The 14,911-nt window shown below is 57.3% G+C and carries 15 protein-coding genes and 3 pseudogenes; 8 read left to right on the top strand and 10 right to left on the bottom strand.

Annotated features, from left to right (window positions below):
* Window positions 1–648, top strand: a 648-nt coding sequence (locus AC5E6N_RS17570; protein ID WP_491749030.1) for an HsdM family class I SAM-dependent methyltransferase, incomplete at its 5' end; no start/stop codon positions are given.
* Here AC5E6N_RS17570 and AC5E6N_RS17565 read toward each other — a convergent pair.
* The 9 genes and pseudogenes from AC5E6N_RS17565 to AC5E6N_RS17525 all read right to left on the bottom strand — a co-directional run bounded on the left by AC5E6N_RS17565 (window position 623) and on the right by AC5E6N_RS17525 (window position 8,704).
* Window positions 623–1,657 carry an ATP-binding protein gene (locus tag AC5E6N_RS17565; protein WP_491749029.1) on the bottom strand — a complete coding sequence of 345 codons (1,035 nt, stop codon included), beginning with the start codon at window positions 1,655–1,657 and terminating at the stop codon, window positions 623–625. The two genes, AC5E6N_RS17570 and AC5E6N_RS17565, sit on opposite strands and share 26 nt — an antisense overlap.
* A 141-nt stretch (window positions 1,658–1,798) precedes the next feature.
* Window positions 1,799–3,409: a Fic family protein gene (locus AC5E6N_RS17560; RefSeq protein ID WP_491749028.1), complete on the bottom strand. Its 1,611-nt coding sequence runs from the start codon at window positions 3,407–3,409 to the stop codon at window positions 1,799–1,801.
* 143 nt (window positions 3,410–3,552) lie between these two features.
* Window positions 3,553–3,705, bottom strand: a pseudogene (locus AC5E6N_RS17555) (DUF736 family protein); the annotation flags it as partial.
* 15 nt (window positions 3,706–3,720) lie between these two features.
* A pseudogene (locus AC5E6N_RS17550) lies at window positions 3,721–4,209 on the bottom strand (IS630 family transposase); the annotation flags it as partial.
* A 200-nt stretch (window positions 4,210–4,409) separates the two neighbouring features.
* Window positions 4,410–5,849: an SAVED domain-containing protein gene (locus AC5E6N_RS17545; protein WP_491749027.1), complete on the bottom strand. Its 1,440-nt coding sequence runs from the start codon at window positions 5,847–5,849 to the stop codon at window positions 4,410–4,412.
* Between the two features lie 83 nt (window positions 5,850–5,932).
* On the bottom strand, window positions 5,933–6,832 hold the full coding sequence (locus tag AC5E6N_RS17540) for a CBASS oligonucleotide cyclase (RefSeq protein WP_491749026.1): 900 nt from the start codon (window positions 6,830–6,832) through the stop codon (window positions 5,933–5,935).
* On the bottom strand, window positions 6,829–7,332 hold the full coding sequence (locus tag AC5E6N_RS17535) for an HORMA domain containing protein (protein ID WP_491749025.1): 504 nt from the start codon (window positions 7,330–7,332) through the stop codon (window positions 6,829–6,831). The genes AC5E6N_RS17540 and AC5E6N_RS17535 overlap by 4 nt, the downstream gene beginning before the upstream one ends.
* Window positions 7,329–7,799 carry a hypothetical protein gene (locus AC5E6N_RS17530; protein ID WP_491749024.1) on the bottom strand — a complete coding sequence of 157 codons (471 nt, stop codon included), beginning with the start codon at window positions 7,797–7,799 and terminating at the stop codon, window positions 7,329–7,331. The genes AC5E6N_RS17535 and AC5E6N_RS17530 overlap by 4 nt, the downstream gene beginning before the upstream one ends.
* Window positions 7,799–8,704: an AAA family ATPase gene (locus AC5E6N_RS17525; RefSeq protein ID WP_491749023.1), complete on the bottom strand. Its 906-nt coding sequence runs from the start codon at window positions 8,702–8,704 to the stop codon at window positions 7,799–7,801. The genes AC5E6N_RS17530 and AC5E6N_RS17525 overlap by 1 nt, the downstream gene beginning before the upstream one ends.
* Before the next feature lie 183 nt (window positions 8,705–8,887).
* Here AC5E6N_RS17525 and AC5E6N_RS17520 point away from each other — a divergent pair, with 183 nt between their 5' ends.
* The 5 genes and pseudogenes from AC5E6N_RS17520 to AC5E6N_RS17500 form a co-directional block, all read left to right on the top strand.
* Window positions 8,888–9,961 (top strand): ImmA/IrrE family metallo-endopeptidase, encoded by a 1,074-nt coding sequence (locus tag AC5E6N_RS17520; protein ID WP_491749022.1) that lies wholly within the window; start codon window positions 8,888–8,890, stop codon window positions 9,959–9,961.
* Between the two features lie 2 nt (window positions 9,962–9,963).
* Window positions 9,964–10,455, top strand: coding sequence for a PIN domain-containing protein (locus AC5E6N_RS17515; RefSeq protein WP_491749021.1), 492 nt, complete (start codon window positions 9,964–9,966; stop codon window positions 10,453–10,455).
* Between the two features lie 478 nt (window positions 10,456–10,933).
* Window positions 10,934–11,614 carry a CmcJ/NvfI family oxidoreductase gene (locus AC5E6N_RS17510; RefSeq protein WP_491749020.1) on the top strand — a complete coding sequence of 227 codons (681 nt, stop codon included), beginning with the start codon at window positions 10,934–10,936 and terminating at the stop codon, window positions 11,612–11,614.
* Between the two features lie 22 nt (window positions 11,615–11,636).
* Window positions 11,637–12,365, top strand: a complete 729-nt coding sequence (locus AC5E6N_RS17505; RefSeq protein WP_491749019.1) for a glutathione S-transferase family protein — start codon at window positions 11,637–11,639, stop codon at window positions 12,363–12,365.
* Window positions 12,362–13,246, top strand: a pseudogene (locus AC5E6N_RS17500) (mandelate racemase/muconate lactonizing enzyme family protein); the annotation flags it as partial. The gene AC5E6N_RS17505 and the pseudogene AC5E6N_RS17500, both read left to right, overlap by 4 nt.
* Window positions 13,247–13,248: 2 nt before the next feature.
* Here AC5E6N_RS17500 and AC5E6N_RS17495 read toward each other — a convergent pair.
* Window positions 13,249–13,668: a hypothetical protein gene (locus AC5E6N_RS17495; protein WP_491749018.1), complete on the bottom strand. Its 420-nt coding sequence runs from the start codon at window positions 13,666–13,668 to the stop codon at window positions 13,249–13,251.
* A 117-nt stretch (window positions 13,669–13,785) separates the two neighbouring features.
* Between AC5E6N_RS17495 and AC5E6N_RS17490 the strand changes: the two genes are divergently transcribed.
* Together AC5E6N_RS17490 and AC5E6N_RS17485 are read left to right on the top strand one after the other, a co-directional pair.
* A complete protein-coding gene (locus AC5E6N_RS17490; RefSeq protein WP_491749017.1) occupies window positions 13,786–14,043 on the top strand; it encodes a hypothetical protein in 258 nt (85 codons plus the stop codon).
* Between the two features lie 28 nt (window positions 14,044–14,071).
* The gene (locus AC5E6N_RS17485; RefSeq protein ID WP_491749016.1) at window positions 14,072–14,824 is read left to right on the top strand and encodes a toxin-antitoxin system TumE family protein; all 753 of its coding nucleotides are present in this window, start codon (window positions 14,072–14,074) and stop codon (window positions 14,822–14,824) included.
* Window positions 14,825–14,911: the final 87 nt, after the last annotated feature.

The raw sequence follows: 14,911 nt of genomic DNA, 5'->3' as shown, positions 1-14,911 counted from the left end.
GCCCCAATCAGCTTCATGGGTCAGAACGGCAGTTTGCTATCTGACGGTTTGAGCTCTGCTATCTTAACGACAGGGAGCGCATCAGACTCATCGCTGAAGTGCATGTTCTTGTATGCGGCACCATTGTCCCAGTTCGCCAAGTCCAGCAGGGGAGTGGTGTCCCAACCCTCCGGCAGGCCGTCGGTGCCGAAGCGGTCGGGGAACCCGCCCTTTAACGTCTCTGACTGGGGCGGTGAGCGCCGCAAGTCCGATGTGCGCTGGAAGTTCGGCGTGCCGCCTGCGTCCAACGCGAACTTCGCGTGGATGCAGCACATGGTTCACCATCTCGCGCCGCACGGGCTGGCGGGCTTCGTGCTGGCTAACGGCTCGCTCTCGTCGAACCAGTCAGGAGAAGGGGACATTCGCGCCGAGATGATCCGCCGTGACATCGTCGATTGCGTGGTCTCCCTGCCGGGGCAGTTGTTCTACACCACACAGATTCCGGTCTGTCTGTGGTTCCTCGCCCGCGACAAGTCGAACGGCATCCTGAAGGACAAAAGCTCTACTTTGAAGGGACCAAGACGACGGAGAACGCGCGTCGAACGTGTTTGCGTTACGGAGACGAGGCGCACTTCTGGCAGCGTCACCACCTTTTTTTGTGCGTATTAAGGCGGTATTCCATTTCAATGACCAGTTGGGCCTGACCATCAGGCAAATAGTCGAATTTTGCAGAGACTTTTGCATGTGCCAGGTCAAACAGCCTTTGTGGGATTTGAGGCAGCGTCACACGCTGGTCGTTGTATGTGATGCGGAACAGGTGGTTCCCACGGCGGCGGTCGAATGGGTCAACCATGCGCGAGAATTCTGAGTTCAGCATCTGGCCGAACCTCGCTCGCGTCCAATCGCCCTTAAGGTGAGAAACACGAATTGTTGTACCCTGCACGTCCGCGTCGTCTTTTCGGGGGCCGCGTTCCGGCGCAACCGGAACCTCCTCCAGCAAAGCGTCGGAGTCGTGGCTGAACCTAGTCCAATCGATCTTGAGGTCATTCCATCTCGGCTCCCCGGCCTTGGTAGTCCTGACCGATAGGTTCTCTCCAAGCCTCATGACCGAAAGCCGGCCAACGCCTTTGTCACCCAAAAGAGTACGAGGAGGGTCCTCATCGCTTTCATCCCAAGTGCTCTTTTCCTTACGCCGTGATCGCGTTCCAATCGTAAGGAATACGTCCTCGAGATCGTGAAAAGACATTCCTTCGCCGTCATCCGAAACCTCGACAAAGTTGATATCCCCGTAGCCTTCGGTAAGTAGGCGCCTAAATTCATCAGCATCTTTTGCCCCGGTCAGGGAACGGAGCAATGAACGCGCAGCGCCTGAGTGTGCGTCGAGTTGAATCCACTGCTCAATGTTATTTCGGATTTCGGCCAACGGCATTTCACCCTCATCGAGGAGATCAAGGGCATGCCGATAACGGGAGTAGAGTAGTACCGATTGCACTTTGATACGTACAACCGGAGAACGGGCATCGACAGAATTCTTTGCAAGTTCGTAAAGGGCAACTGCGTCCGAACCAATTAATTCCTCACCTAATTCCAGCAGTGTTCGTGCCGTAACCTTGAACGCTATACTATTAAGCACCTCTCTTTGCCGGCCGAAAGCCAAAATAACATTGGCGTCCCGCACCGCAACCCAGCCGAAAAAGCAGTACTTGATGGTTGTCCCCAGCCGTGAATCATACGAACGGCCGGATTGAGTTTTCCCTCAGCCGTCGCGTTTCAGCGACATAGCTGACAGCTTCGGCTACGAGATCGTGGACATGCGCGCTCATTGAGCCCTCCCTTCCCGCCCCAGACCTGCCTCCTGTTGTTGCTTTGCCGGGGGCTCGTCCGGCACCTTCGCCACTGGTCGGCCCCGGAGCCCGTCATTGACAAGAACTCCCACGAAATTCGCGAAGGGAGAGATGTTCTGATGGACGCTCGCTTGCTCGAGGGCAGCCATATAGTCGTCGCGGCGCTCGACGGGGATAACGGTCCAAGGATAGCCGCCAGATGCCAGCATCACGTTCATCAGGAAGCGCCCCATGCGGCCGTTGCCGTCCATGTAGGGGTGGATGTAGACGAAGACGAAGTGCCCGAGCACCACCCGAACGGCCGGATCCTCTTCGGAAGCAAGCAGTTCAAAGAAGACCGGCATCGCGTCGCGCACCGCGTGTGGGGGCAACGGCACATGCATTGAGTTGCGGATGAACACGCGGTAGCTGCGATATCCGGCAAGGTCGGCCGGTTTGGCAAGGCCGGCGGTCACGCTTGGTGCGAACAGTTCGCGATACCAGTCACCGTGATCGCGATCAGCAACCACGCCAGGGTTTTCGTTGCCGAGGACAGCGCGCACGCTTTTCTTCACGGCCTGAAACGCAAGGTGGTAGCCGCGGGCGGCCAGCCCGTCTCGATGCTCGCGATCCTGCTCGTCCTGGTCCGGGTTCCAGTTGCCAGAACGCACGCGCTCGATCAGTTCCAGACTAACACGGTAGCCCTCGATCGACAGCGAGTGATAGGCATCCGTCACGTAGATTTCGTCGATGCGTTTCAGATAGGCTTCGATATCGTTGGGACGGCCTGACGCGGGTGGGAAGTTATCCGTGATATCTCCGCGCATCGCCTGCCACATCAGTCGGATGCGTGCAGCATAGGGGGAGCGCTCGCGGACGGGCAAGTCGAATTGCAGCCGGCCTTCGAACGGATCGGTTTCGCGAACAATGTAACCCGCAGCCTTCATGTTCTTGAGGATGTCACCGGCAATGCGTTTGCGGCCGATATTGCGAAAGGCGCCCGCCAAACGTCCAGCGACGACGCTGTGCCCACCTTCCAGCAAGTGGGCAAGGATCTCCGATGCGTCAGCAAAAAGCGCGAGCACCGTGCGGGCATCGGTCGGGCTTTGCGTGAAGAATCCGGCCGGAGCTTCCACCAATGCGGCGGCGGGCTTGTAAAGGCGCAGGCTGCCGTCTTCGACGATATCTTTTGCTGGCGGAAGCGCGGCCCGAACATCGAAGATCGAGGTGCCGTGCATTAGCTTGGTGGGCTTGTTGCCGCCTTTTTCGGCACGCACCAGAAGCTGCGCGGGGACGGTGCGGTTGCCGGCATGCAGCTTGAGGGATTGTTCCGGGGCGATGCACCAGGTCGTGCCGAAACGCTCCCTCAGATATGCGGCGCAGAAGTCCCAGAAGGACGCATACCAAGGCGTCGTATCGCCATCCCAGTCGCTCGGGCTTGACGGGATGTACCAGCCCTTCATCACCTCCTGCAGAAATCCATTCTTCAGCAGCCGCTCGCGGTGGGTGCGCGTCAGGCTGTCCGAGCGGATCACAATTGCACCGCCATCCTGTAGCGCTTTGAGCGCTTCCAGTGATTCAGCCAGTTTCTTGGACGGAGTCGCCATCAGACCCGAGCCACCGTTCGGTTATTGCGTCGCGCGACTCTTAGGTTTTAATGCCGAACGACTCTTAGGTTATTCGGCCGTATCATAGTTAGGTTTTTGTGTCGATCCAATAATAGGGAATGTTGTATGGTTGGTGTCAGCTTTTACCCTTCCCTTCTATTCCAAACCAGAAACGCCGCCCCATCCTCCTCGAACAGCGCCGCGCGGATGGGCTCGGGGAAACTCGGATCGTCGAGCTGAACGGACAGGTACTCACGCGGTTCATCGTGATTTGTCTTGGCTTTCCAGGCCGCCCCTAGAGCCTCCTGTCATTAGCTTGACGCATATCCTGCGTTTTTGATGTAGTTTGCGCATTCTTGCGGGGTGAAGCAGCCGAGGAGTTCGCCGATGGCATTACAGATTGTCTCGACGGTGCGAGCGACCTTCTTGCGCAGCAATGTCTTGAGCTTGGCAAATACCTGTTCGATCGGATTGAGATCAGGAGAGTATTTGGGCAGGAAGATCAGATGCGCACCGGCGTTTCGGATGGCCTGGCGCACCGCCTTTCCCTTGTGCGAGCCCAGATTGTCGAGGATAACCACATCGTCAGGCTTGAGGGTAGGCATCAGGGCCTGTTCCACGTAGGCCAGGAACCGCTCGCCATTGATCGGCCCGTCGAACAGGCAAGGTGCTTCGATGCGGTCATGGCGCAGCGCGGCCAGGAAGGTGGTTGTCTTCCACTTGCCGTGCGGGACCCTGGCAATCAGCCGCTCGCCCTTCGGCGCCCAGCCATGGGTTCGCGTCATATCGGTCCTGGCCCATGCGAGTCGATAATACGAACTATTCCTTCACTATAGCGCTACGATAGAACAGGTCCAAGCGCGAGAACATAGCGCACTACAGGCCGCAACGGAACGCTGTGCTACGACCATCAAGTCACCATCACATGCCTTGTATTTTCTCCATGCTCGTGACGTCTCGGTCGACAACGCGTCTCTGCGCAAGCGCCGACGTGCTGCAACTAAACACTTGGAGAGTAACTACCACACCGTGTCCCGTCGAAGTCGAATTCATACATCTGGTGGGGACCTATCGCTTGCGCCTGCTGGCCAAGGTAGAAGACGAAACTGTTTGGTCCTGAAACAAAAAGGTCGACAGTCTGGAAATCCAACTCCGATCTAATGTCTCTGATGGCTGTTGCTACCTGGTCTGACAAAACCGCCGCATGTTGGCCACCCGCAATGCCCGTCTGATCGGGGCCATTTGGAAGTTCGAAGACGAGGAGCCGGCCCACGGGTAGTTCCACCGAAGACAGGTAGGTTCTGACGCTCTCAACGGTTGATCTTGCGACGCTGACAGCGACGACCAGATGTTGCCCTTGGCCGAATTCCTCCGCTCTGAGCTCAAAGCGTGGAGCATTGGAATGGCTCCCGTCTTCTGCATGCCAAATCTCTGTGCCTTTGCGACCGTTTTGGACAAGTTCCGGTCGGACACCCGATTTTAGATGGAGCACGCGCCCGGCAGCAAAGGCAATCGAGGCATGTGCGTCCAAGATCAGACGCATCGATTGTGCCAATCGAGCTTTTCCTGAGAGAAATGCATCGATCTGATCCGAAACGCTTTCCCAGGTGTTTTCGGGTTTCAGATATCGACCATCGAACATGGGTAGAAGCGACAGAACATTGCCGCTTTCAAGGCTCGAAAGATCACTAGCTAGGCGATCAAAACTCTGAATTCCAACACTAGTGATTGAAGGCGTTGAGCTTAGCGTTGGAGCAATATCAATACCTTCTTCGGCCAAGAACCGAACTAGTGAGCTTCGGTTCAGGATTTGAATGTCACGTTTGACCAATTGTCGCGCAAGAGAGTCAAATCGAAAATCCGATGCAGAAGCCGATGAGAGTGGAATCTGAATGCCGACGGATCTCGCCTTTGTGGTAACCACATCACGCATTGCTTCCATGTCCGGTTGTCCGTCCAAGATTGCGAAGTTGTCAAGGATCGCAAAAAGCTCATCGTCCGAAGAAACAGACAAGGCGTCGCGCCAGCACTTTCGGACCTTTCCCATCTTACTTCCCGGGCCCTTTCCGACGCGAAGTTTGTCAAGCCGAAGCACACCATCTTCGGTGGATACCATCTCGGCGAGCGGGTCGTTGTCCGTTATTCGGGCAGTGGTAACGAGGGTAAAGCGCGTGACAGGCTCGCTTGGCTGCCTAGCGTCTTTCAATCGTACAAGTAGCGAAATCGCGGTAGCACCTATGAACGCAGGATCCGCTAAATCTTCATAGCCGAAGCGATTGGCACGCGTGGTTTGCCATTTGATCTGCTTGAAATGGCGCGATAGCGGCTGTTGGTGCGCTTGACCTCTTGGCGGGTCGTAGAAGACAGAGACATCGTCGAAGGATTTCGCTTCTTTCCACTCATACCCTACGGACTGAATACCTGAGTGCGGATCCAACATATCGAGCGCATGGCACCAGAAGTGGCGCGCTTGATAGTCGTCACCATTTAGTCTTGGAGCGATCGGGTTTGGCATTTTCTAAACTAGGAAAGCGGAAACTTTGGACCGAAGAATGACCGCCATGCTTTGAGCGCTTCTCCGTTTTGACCTCGGCGAGCCAAGTTGATGGCATTGGCGATGTCGCGATTGGCCGCATCGATGATCGACTGGGCCCGCGTCACAGCAGCTGCGTCCATGCGATCGCTGACGGGGGCGCCAAGGCCAGCAGGATCCGGCCAATCCTCGTGGATGCGGTCGCGTAGCGTCGCAAAGAGGGCCTGAAGTTCGCGGTCAAACGACCCGCCCCACCCGCCGTAAAGGCACTCAATTGCCATCACTTCGACCAGAAAGGATGGCTTGATCGGCTTATCGCCGTGGCGACTGTTTTGGTTCCAGTACTTGACCATCCGCACCAAGGCCTTCCACTCATTCGAATAGGCTTGGTGGGCGGCTGTGGCTTTCTTGGCGTGGATTTCGGGGTTTGTGCCCATCCACTTGCCTGTAGCATTGTTTGGAATGGTGTAGTTGGCGCCATCGACGAAGGCAGGGACTGCGTCGACGCTAACGACCCTGTAGTCCGTGTTATCGTCAGAATCGACCACAACGCCAAAATCGATGCCCACAGAGCGGCTTTGCTTCGTGACTGCCGAGCGGCCGTATTTGTCAACGAGCGCGCTGTCGAAGGCTGTCAAGATGTCATCGGGGTGTTTCTCCAGATAGTGCTCTTCGTCCTTGCCAAGAACAAAGAAGATGTCGACATCCTTGAGCGGCTTAGCCTTGGTCCAACGCGCGTAACTTCCGGTCAGAAAACTGCGCGAGATTTGAAACTTCGTATCAAGAAAATCGCGGACTTCGGTCTGGCGCTTGGACGCGTTGGCCTGTTCCTTATCATTGAGCTCGAGACGGCTTTTGAACTTTTTGAAGGCGTCGGTCAGCGTGATCATGAGGCCTTCCTCCAATAGGACGCTGACGCCCCCAACCCGTTATGTTCGATCGTCGAGCCGAGGCTCTGGCGCACCATCCCGTCGGTCGACCGGTAGCCGCAAGCGGACCAGCCAGAGACATCGGGACGCCCGGCTTTATTGTGTAGGATTAGATCGTATTCTGCGCTCGACGGTGCGACCCCGGCTTTCCTGATTGCCCATTTGAGCTGCTCGGTATCTGTCCAGAATGAGGCGTCACCCGAGGACCAGTCATAGCGCACATCGATATCCCAGCGGGTGATCAGCCTGTCCGTTGTTGGGTTGTAGACTTCCAGCGTGATGCGCTCGAGATGCTCTGATTCAAGCCAGGTCTTGAGGCCCCGCATGTTCACGTCGCTGTCGTTGACGAACTTGGTGGGGTTCATCCCGCTTTCGCGGATGATGTCCTTGAGGCTTTTTAGGATGTTGTCGGCCACATAGGTGACCGACTGCGTCCGGGAATAGGTAATAACGCTTGTCATGATCCCAGAAATCCTTCTACATCTAGCTCCAGGCCTGACGACCCGCGCGCGGCGCTGTCGCTTGCCTGTTTCTTCTCGTTCTGATCGCGGGCCGTGACCCTGTTGCTCTTTTCCTTGAGCGCTGACTGCACCCAGGACAGATCATCGGGATGACAGGGCAGCGAGATCGACCAATCCCCGTTCAGGGGATCGAAGGCGAGGACATCTTCATTGGCATCGGTCCCATCGATCGCATCGTCATCGAAGAGACAATAGAGGCGAGTTTGCGGTCCCTCGCAGGTGACGATGATGCCGGACTTTTCGCAAGCTTTGTCGGCGATGGTGCTGCTGGCGATGCCCGAAACGTCCTCCAGTTCGGTCCGCGCGTCGGTATTTGTCGCCGTCAGGAGATCGATGATGACAGTCCATGTCGCAAGCGCATCGCGATGCGGCGAACTACGGATTGTTCTGCGGGTGACGGTCGCCATCAGGAGCTCTCCTTGATGGTTCTGGACTTGCGGGCCGCTTTTGCCGCGGCAGTGATGTTATCGAGCGTCACAGTTTCGGGCTTAAGCGCCACTTGGGGGCTTGCAGCCAGCGCGTTAGCGACGGTCTTGCGGATTGTGCGGCCGTCCAATTCGACGAACTCGGCGGCGCAGGCTTTGAATTGCTGGTGTTTCGCCAGATCCGCGATCTTGGGGTAGACTGTGCCGAGACCGGCAAGGCAGTCTTCCAGGATTTTCTTGCAGGCATCGGCATTGGGAAGTGGGACTTCCATCACCAGGTCACACCGCGAGACGAAGGCGCTGTCGACGGCCTCTGGGAAATTGCTGGTTGCAATGAAGAGCAGGTTCTGATGGGCCTCGGCCAGCAGATCGAGTTGCACAAGGACGGCATCTGTAGCGCGGTGGATATCTACCGGATTGGCGCCCATGCTCAGTTTGGAGCGATCAACGGCAAGGGTCTCGACCTCGTCCAGCAAAACGATTGTCGGGCCACCGCTGGCCAGCTCGGATACCGTTTGCGCAAATAGATCTGCGACGGCCCGCTGTGTTTTGCCCATTGAGGAACTGGTCAGACCATGCGCCTCGACTTCGACAAGCCGGAAATTTGAGGCTTTGAAAGCCTCTGCGGTTCTGTTTGCCAAGCCTTTGGCAAGGGACGTCTTGCCGGTCCCGGGTGGGCCGACGAGCAGAACGACGCCGTGCAGCGGCAGAACCGAACGGGCGACTTTCGGCCGCACGGTGTAGTTCAGGACTGCTTGAGACAGAAGCTGGGTTTTCACGTCATCCTCGAGGATGATGGAATCCCACAGTGCCCTTAGGCGATCGTCAGGTAGGTTGGTGACTTTCTGGATGCCCTTGGGCAACTCGCCGGTGAACTGCATGTTCATGGCCATTCTCTTTTGCTCAAGCCGCCCACCTGGTCGTATCAAGAAAGGCCGCAGTTTACAGATTGCGCACGAGTCCAATTGCGACCCGCAGATGTCGTTTGCGTCAAATATAAGCCATTGAGGATTGGTTTACCACCTTCCATATAAATGTTAGTTTTGTAAACCGGTAAAAAGGATGAACTCATGATTGGTCACAGGCTCCGCATCGCTCGCGCAGCAGCCGGCCTGTCACTGCGCGACCTGTCGGCGCAGATCGACGGGCTGGTCACGGCGCAAGCAATAGGCAAATACGAACGCAACGAGGACATGCCTCGCTCAAGCGTGCTTCTCGCAATGGCGGATGCATTGAACGTCTCGGAAGAATATCTTCTAAGCGACGACGATCTCGTTCTGGAGGGTGTGGATTTCCGCAAGAAGCCCAACACGTCAGCCCGCGAGGAAGCTGCGATTGAAGCGAACTCCGTGCACTTGCTCGAACGCTATCTCGCTATAGAAGACCTGTTGCATCTCAAAAGCGTTGATTGGGAGAAACCACGTAGCGCGCCCCATCCGGTGATCGACATACGAGATGCGGAGGACGCAGCGAGATCGGTGCGCGAGGATTGGGGTTTGGGCAATGACCCGATCCCTCAACTGGCGGAGCTCCTTGAGGAACGAGGCATCAAGGTGCTTTCACTCGTTCTTCAGAATATCGACGGTCTAGCAGCAAAGGTTCGTCGCAAGGATCAAATGGCGGCAAGGGTCGTTGTTGTGAATCGCGATGCCTGGTCGGAGCGGAAGCGTTTTACGCTGGCTCATGAACTTGGACACATGGTAATCGACCCTGCGCCAAGCATGAGCGACCAGGAGATTGAGAAGGCGGCCCATAGATTTGCGGGTGCGTTTCTGATCCCAGCCGATACGCTGCGCGCCGAAATGGGCTCTAACAGATCGTCGGTGTCTCTTGGGGAGCTTGTTGCTTTGAAAGATCGCTTCGGCGTGAGTATTCAGGCGATCGCTTATCGGTGTAAAGACCTTGGCATCCTGAACCAGAGTGCATTCGTCAAACTCTTCAAACTCTTCAACCAGAGAGGATGGCGTAAACCGCCATATGCAGAGCCAGGGGCTATTCCACCCGAATGGGAGGAGCCCAAGAGGTTTGAACGCCTATGTTACCGCGCCCTTGCAGAGAACATGATTGGTGAACCTCGAGCCGCAGAGCTACTGGGGATTTCGGTGCGTGAGCTGAGTGCAAGATTAGACAACCCGCTGAGCTAATCATGGCAGTACTCGTCTCTGATACGTCGGTGATCATCGACCTCGATCGAGGCGAGCTTCTCGAACATCTGTTTCGGTTGCCTTATGATTTTTGCGTTCCGGACCTCCTCTACAAAAAAGAACTCGCAGGAGAGCTCGGAGACCGTCTCAGAACGCTCGGTCTGCAAGTGGTTGAGCTCTCTCCTGCTGAACTGTCTAGGGCCACTGGCCTACGTCGGGAGATCAAGGTCTTGTCGACGCCCGACACATTCGCATTTTCTCTCGCTGAAGCGCGGCGCTGGACATTATTGACCGGGGATGGCGTTCTTCGCGACCTCTGTGTGCAGCAAGGTGTGGAGATGCATGGGGTGCTTTGGATTATAGAAGAATTTGACCGCGAGGGAATCGTAGGTGCTGGTCGTCTCCATGCTGCCCTAACTACAATCCATGACCACCCTAGGTGTCGTCTGCCGGCTGTGGATGTTCGGCGGATATTAGCGTCGCTTTCCAAGTGACCGTAGCACTTGAGGCGACCTTCTTCTGTCCGCCCCGCGCGTCATATAGTGAGGACCGCTGCACGATTTCCACGAGAGAGTCCGTTTCCGCTGATTGCATTCGGCGACTTCACAACCGCAGCGAACAGCCGTCTTCCATCCGTTGGATCTCACTATGCCGTTTCAGCACGATCTCGCTCATTTCCTGCTATGCTCGCGGTGTTTCTTTTCACCGCGAGATATCTGTAGGCAAAGGATGTTGCGGACGCTGCGGCACACGCGACCGGCCGAAATGATGCGATTATCTGCCAGATTGCTGAAATGTGAGATAGCAAGAGTGCGGCAAAGACAGGCTATAGCGTAGAATATCGTACAAAGACTTGCAAAAAGGTATGGCGGGCCGTGCGAGATAAAAATGCGAACTATTCCTTCGCTATCGCACTACGATGACATGACTTCCCGGTGCGCGGCAATGATCAATACTGCTAAGCATACGTAAGTGCTAAGTCGCTACAAGCAGGCCATGGGCCTTCCGAGCGTCTGCTTGTGCATGACCGGATTGAGCCCGAACCCGCCGTTGAGGGTCATACCACTAAGCTTCTGCTATGCGGACATCGTCGCTGACTACTACCCGCAAGTGATCGAGCTTTTCCGCGAGCGTCTTGGCGCATCCGAGGTTCTGATCTTCGACCATACCGTTCGGACCGATGCCAGCACCGAAGGTGTCCGGAAACCCGCGCGACACGTTCACAACGACTATACGGCAGCCTCAACGATCCAGCGGGTCATCGACATCGTAGGCGGCGATGACGCTGTGGCACGCCTGCGCAATCGCTTTGCCCAGGTCAACCTCTGGCGCCCCATCGAAAACCCCGTCTTCACGTCACCACTTGCTGTCGCTGATGCACAGTCTGTCGCGCGGGAGGACTTCGTAAAGGCAGACATCATCTACAGCGACCGACGCGGCGAGGTCTACGAGGTGTTGCACAAGGACACACACCGCTGGTTCTACTTCCCGGAGATGAAACCACACGAGGCGATCCTGTTTCGTGGCTTCGACTCCGCTGAGGACGTCTCGCATCCCTTCACGCCACACACGGCATTCGACGATCCGACATCACTTTCGTCTACCGCTCCTCGCAAGAGCATCGAGCTTCGGGCGATGGCCTTTTTCGACTGAGCAGACCTTCAGGAAGCCCCCCATGTCATATACCCTCTACTTCAACCCAGACAGCGCCAACATCGTTATCCGCATGGTGTTGGAAGAAATGGGGCTCGACTACGTAGATCGGCAAGTCCCCCGCAAGCGGGTGGACCGCGACGAACACTTCCTGCGGCTTAATCCGCGCGGGCTCCTGCCTCTCATGATTGATGAGGAGGAAGACATCGCGCTCTTCGAGACCGGCGCGATCCTGCTCTACCTTGCCGACAAGCATGACAGTCTGGCTCCGAAGGCGTCCGACCATAAGGCACGCGGAGACTACCTGAAATGGCTCTTCATGCTGTCCAATACTATCCACGCTGATCTGAACATTCGCTTCTACCCTGAGCGCTATGTGAATTCGAACGAGGAGATCGACCCGCTTCTGCTTGCAACCCAGAAAAGAATGCACGGGCATTTCGAACTGATCGACCGGGTTCTGGGGGACCATGACGGAGACTGGTTCCTTGAAGGCGGCCTTTCCGTTTGCGATTTCTATCTCGGATGCTGTGTTCGGTGGGCGCAGATGTATCCGGTCGGCGACCACGCCATTGAGATCGAGGAAGTGAAAGCGTTCGCCAACCTCACGGCAACCCTACGCAAGTTGCAGGAACGAACAGCCGTGCAACGGGCGCTGGCGTGGGAGGGTATTGGCGGCAACGCTTTCGTAGATGTAAAAACACACCTTCCGGCCCGCATCCGCGACAAGGTCGGTACGGTCATGCCATGAAGATTGCCCGGATCGAGACTTTCCTGATCCCCGGCGCTCCGCGTCCGGATGCATGGTGTTCACGCATTCCATATGTCTTCGTAAGGCTGGAGACGTCATGCGGCGTTATCGGCTGGGGCGAAGGTTATACGTTCACCTATCGCGAGCGCGTTCTCGTTACGATGATCCAGGCGCTGGCTGAACACCTTATCGGAGTGGAGATTTCGCAGACGCGAAGCGTGCTGCACATCGCTCAGAACGCCTTTGGCGAACAGCAAACCGGCAGCGATGTTGTGGCGGCTGCAAGCGCCATCGAGATCGCGATGTGGGACGCTCTTGGCAAGGCACTCAACACACCGGTCCTGAATTTTGTCGGAGGTCCTGTGCACGATCGTATCGACCTCTACGCGAACATCTGGACGAAGAAGCCGCACACGTCTGCAGACATCGCACGCTATGCGGCAAACCAGATCAATGCGGGCTTCAAAGCGATAAAGATCTATCCCTACCGGCTTGGTGAAACCGTAGCCGAAGGTGCTGAGAAGGTGCGAGCCGTTCGCGAGGCCATCGGCCCCGGCGCGGGTATTGCCATCGACATCTGGCGTTTTCCAGATACCGACATTGCACTTGAGATTTGCCGCAGCCTTGAACCGTTCGGGATAAGCTGGATCGAGGATCCGTTCGATCCGCGTGAGACATACGCCTATACAAGACTCGCCACGCAGACCGACGTGCCTATGATGACAGGCGAAACTTTGAATACAGGGTTTGGTTTCGCCCCCCTGCTCGAAAGCGGGGCTGTTACCCTCATCAACCCCGATGTCTGCGCCGCTGGCGGCATCCTTGAAATGTATGCCATCGCTAGAGCCGCTGCAGAGAAATCGGTCCGCGTGTCGCCCCACAATTACAACAGCATGACGGTGGGCCTCGCGGCCACGATCGCCGTCGCGTTCGGCATCCCGATAATGGCCGCGCCGATGCCGGCAAAGACGAGTGTCCAAGTCTCGTCAGCACCTCCCATCCCGGACAGGCCCTTGATGGCGTGGAAGCCAGCGATGCCGGCGGGCAGTGCGTAGAGCATGCCGAGCGCGAGACGGATAGGCATCGAGCGGATCGTGGCGAAGGCGATCTGCCCCAGGATCAGCGTGGCGGCGCCGGCGAAGAAGGCCGCCGCGATCGCGCCGATGAGGCCGACTTCCGACGTGTAGAGAGTGTGTCCGACGGTGACGGCGACGAAAAACGGCAGCGCGTAGACAGCGACGTTGAACAGCACCCAGCAGATGACGCCGAGGCCGAGCAAGCTGAGGATGGTGGAAATGATCATAGGCGGTCTCCTTGGCCGGAACGACGCGTCCCGCCGATTGCCAGTTTCTGCCGCCGGGAGCCCTACGACGCGGCGCAGCGGGTTCAGTTCTGCGTTCGGGGACGTCAAGGTCGAGGGATGGCTTCTCAACGATCAAGACGAAAACGCTTTGACGCGGACCGATCCGACAAGATCGACCTGTACGACTACGCCCAAATCGTGCCGGAGCCGGCGACACCGAACCGTTCGGTCAAGGACGATCTGTCCGATTGGCGGGTCGTCGACGATTGGCCCGAGAAAGTGCCCGTCACGCCCGAAGAGGTGGACGTGATCGAACGATGGTTCGGCGACATTCTGGACGAGCTTTTCGGTCCGAAAGACCCGGATCGGGCTTGACAATGTCATCATCAAAAGATAACTTATCATGACGCAAGAGGCGCGCGATCCGAGCCTTGACGCCTTGCTCGATCTCGACGGCGAAGTGCTGGTCGTCGATCCGGCGGGCGGGCATTGGGTCAAGTTCGTCGTCACCAAGGTTCCGGTCAGCCCGGAAAAGCCCCATGGGCTCGATTACGCGCTGACGCTTCACGGACCGGGCGGCGCGCGGCTGGCCGGTTTCGACAATGCGCATCCGGTGGGCGACCGAAAGCGCGGCGAGCCGCAGGACCACCGTCACCGGTTGCGGACCGTGCGCCCCTACGACTACCGGGATGCGGCGACGCGGCTCGCCGATTTCTGGGAGATGGTCGATGCGGTGCTAAAAGGAGCGCGGAGTGACGACATGAAGACGCTGAAGGTCGGGATCGCCGACTATGAGAACATGAAGGCCCGCACGCTCCGCGTCGCGCGCGGCGAGGAGCGTCCGGGTCCGAACGATCCGAAGGTGTGGTTCACGTCCACAGAGTCGTTCGCCCGGATCCTTTCGGCGGGCAATCGCGAACTCCTGCGCACGATCGCCGAGCGAGCGCCGGCATCGCTGGATGAACTGGCGCAGATGACCGGCCGGGCCAAGTCGAACCTGTCGCGCACCCTGAAGAAGATGGCTGATTACGGTCTCGTTGAGATTGAGCCTGGCGAAGGCCGGCGCTTGAAGCCGAAGGTCGCTTATGGGCGCGTGTCGCTCGACCTGCAATTGATCGAGCCCAAACGTCGCAAAGCTGCCGGAGGGCGGTCATGAGTGCTGCGAAAAACGGCGTGAAACTGCGGGCGGCGCTTTACTTGCGCGTCTCGACGGCGCGGCAGGTAGAGCATGACGTCTCGATCC

The organism is Hoeflea sp., from assembly GCF_984452065.1.
The sequence above is the reverse complement of the archived record's forward strand: the minus strand, read 5'-3'. Positions and strand labels throughout refer to the sequence as shown.

What these genes read in the sequence shown, in the direction of transcription:
- AC5E6N_RS17515 (WP_491749021.1), top strand. Translation starts at nt 9,964, where the DNA reads ATGGCAGTACTCGTCTCTGATACGTCGGTGATCATCGACCTCGATCGA.
- AC5E6N_RS17545 (WP_491749027.1), bottom strand. Translation starts at nt 5,849, where the DNA reads ATGTTGGATCCGCACTCAGGTATTCAGTCCGTAGGGTATGAGTGGAAA.
- AC5E6N_RS17490 (WP_491749017.1), top strand. Translation starts at nt 13,786, where the DNA reads ATGGCTTCTCAACGATCAAGACGAAAACGCTTTGACGCGGACCGATCC.
- AC5E6N_RS17560 (WP_491749028.1), bottom strand. Translation starts at nt 3,409, where the DNA reads ATGGCGACTCCGTCCAAGAAACTGGCTGAATCACTGGAAGCGCTCAAA.
- AC5E6N_RS17530 (WP_491749024.1), bottom strand. Translation starts at nt 7,799, where the DNA reads ATGGCGACCGTCACCCGCAGAACAATCCGTAGTTCGCCGCATCGCGAT.
- AC5E6N_RS17520 (WP_491749022.1), top strand. Translation starts at nt 8,888, where the DNA reads ATGATTGGTCACAGGCTCCGCATCGCTCGCGCAGCAGCCGGCCTGTCA.
- AC5E6N_RS17495 (WP_491749018.1), bottom strand. Translation starts at nt 13,668, where the DNA reads ATGATCATTTCCACCATCCTCAGCTTGCTCGGCCTCGGCGTCATCTGC.
- AC5E6N_RS17525 (WP_491749023.1), bottom strand. Translation starts at nt 8,704, where the DNA reads ATGAACATGCAGTTCACCGGCGAGTTGCCCAAGGGCATCCAGAAAGTC.
- AC5E6N_RS17505 (WP_491749019.1), top strand. Translation starts at nt 11,637, where the DNA reads ATGTCATATACCCTCTACTTCAACCCAGACAGCGCCAACATCGTTATC.
- AC5E6N_RS17485 (WP_491749016.1), top strand. Translation starts at nt 14,072, where the DNA reads ATGACGCAAGAGGCGCGCGATCCGAGCCTTGACGCCTTGCTCGATCTC.
- AC5E6N_RS17535 (WP_491749025.1), bottom strand. Translation starts at nt 7,332, where the DNA reads ATGACAAGCGTTATTACCTATTCCCGGACGCAGTCGGTCACCTATGTG.
- AC5E6N_RS17540 (WP_491749026.1), bottom strand. Translation starts at nt 6,832, where the DNA reads ATGATCACGCTGACCGACGCCTTCAAAAAGTTCAAAAGCCGTCTCGAG.